The organism is Cytophaga sp., from assembly GCF_051961495.1.
Lineage (GTDB): Bacteria > Bacteroidota > Bacteroidia > Cytophagales > Cytophagaceae > Cytophaga.
In genome coordinates this window covers 1-2,089 of record NZ_JBQCDF010000017.1, presented here as the reverse complement: position 1 = coordinate 2,089, position 2,089 = coordinate 1, and the positions used below count along the sequence as shown (strand labels likewise).

Annotated in this window: 2 protein-coding genes; both read left to right on the top strand. The window is 24.9% G+C overall.

Features of this window, described 5'->3' with window-relative positions; all coding sequences use genetic code 11:
* Positions 1 to 1,531 (top strand): KAP family P-loop NTPase fold protein (locus ACTHJT_RS01075; protein WP_440235752.1); only part of this gene is annotated, 1,531 nt, incomplete at its 5' end.
* 1 nt (position 1,532) lies between these two features.
* Positions 1,533 to 2,089, top strand: a 557-nt coding sequence (locus ACTHJT_RS01070) for a hypothetical protein (RefSeq protein WP_440235750.1), incomplete at its 3' end; no start/stop codon positions are given.

The window sequence follows — 2,089 nt, the reverse complement described above, 5'->3', positions numbered from 1 at the left end:
GCAATTAATGCTCCTATTAATATTTATTTTTTTAGAGCAAACAATTTCAAAGTATATACCAATAGATAGAAATAAAAATTATTTAAGTCATTCCACAATAAGTGATTTAGTTTTATTAATATTTTTTATTTACTTCACATTAATAAACATTCTTTCTAATAAAATAAAATACAATCTTTTATTTTTGGGTATTTGGGCATGGCTTAGATTTAACCCAAATACTAATTGGGAAATTGATGCTTATCCATTTAAAAACGGGCAATTTGCATATATAGATTTTTTAATAGTATATGTTGGCTTAGTTATTTTTAAAAATGGATTTGACAGTATTTATCCGAATGTTAAAAAAATATCTTCAACTAAAGACAAAACCATTTTACGTCAGTCAGTATTAAATGATGATGAATACAATGTAGAAGAAATTAATAATAAGCTTCATAAATATATTTGGTTCGCTGTTGTGTATTTCAGATTATTTAGAAGAATTCCTATAAAAGAATATTCCTATGGATTTATTAATCCTGACTTACCTTTAAATGAGGAAGTAGAAATGTCAGGTAATAAGTCTTTATCAGATTTAGATACTTTAGGTAGGAATAAATTTGCATCAAAATTAGCCGATGCCATTACTTTACTGAAGCCTTCAAATTCTTTCTCAATTGGAATAGTAGGTGAATGGGGTAGCGGGAAAACATCATTTATGAGTTTAATCCTCAATCAACTTAAATTATACCATCCCCAACATCGAACGAAAATAATTCGCTTCTATCCATGGTTTTATAATAATTCAGAATCATTATTGAAAAACTTCTTTAAGTTATTAGAAAATGAATTTAAAAACAGCGATTTAATATCATCACAATTCAATGAATATTATAAAGCTATTTTAAAAACAGAAACAAACATTTTTAAAACAGATTTTTCAAAATTATTAATGATTGAAGATAAAGGTTTGTATAACCAATATTTGTCCTTAAAAAATCACATTAAAAAATTAGATTGCCAAATTATAATTACCATTGACGACTTAGATAGATTAGATAATAATGAAATTGTTGATGTATTCAGAATAATTAGAATATTAGCTGATTTTCCTAATACTATTTATATAGTTGGCTATGACAAATTTTACATCAATAACGCAATAAAAGAAAAAATCTCTTCACATAAACCTGAAAAATACTTAGATAAAATAATTAATTTAGAATTTCAAATTCCAGAATTAGATTATAAATCAATTATTGAAAGATTAAGAAATTGTTTACTATCATCGATCGAAAATCTTGAGAACAACAAAACAATATCCAAAATTAATCCTAATGAATTAGAGGAATGTCTAAAATTTTCAGACATCCCACTTTTTTTAAAAAATGACAGAGATATAAAGAAATTTACAAATTCGTTTATAATTAAATATATGAATATCGGTAACGAGGTTTATATATATCATTTTTTTCTTCTTGAATTAATTAACTTTTCTGATCCAGAATTATACCTAAAAATTTCAATCAACAGAGATAACTTGATTTAAAATGAATTCGAAAAAAGATTATTATACAATACTAGGTAAAACTATTCCAGAAAACATTAAGCCTGTACTTGATGAGTTATTCAAAGATAATAGTCACCCTTTAAGTATTACAAATCGTACAAATTTTGATAAGTATTTTGCTTTAAATCTAAGTCCAAATGATATATCAAATTCTGAAATTTCTTCGATCTGGGCTTATGAAAAGGACAAACTAAACGAAGAACTCATTTTACTAAATTTACGGAACTCTTCTGCCTTAGCTAGTAAAATGAAGTTGTATTTTGATTCAAAAGCAGTAATAACTGAACAAGAATTTGAAGCGTATTTTGATGCTTTGCTTAATTTTTATGAATACATAATATTTAATAGAAATGAAGAAGCTCTATTGTATGGAGTAAATACTGATAATTTAGGATTTTTAATTCTAAAGCTCGCAAAAAGTGTGAAATGGTCTAGTGAAGAGTCATGGAAAAAAATTTTAGAAAAAGATAGGGTTAGTTTTATTGGACTGTTCGATCTTTTCAATGTTAATAGAATTTCATTTTACTATGATAATAA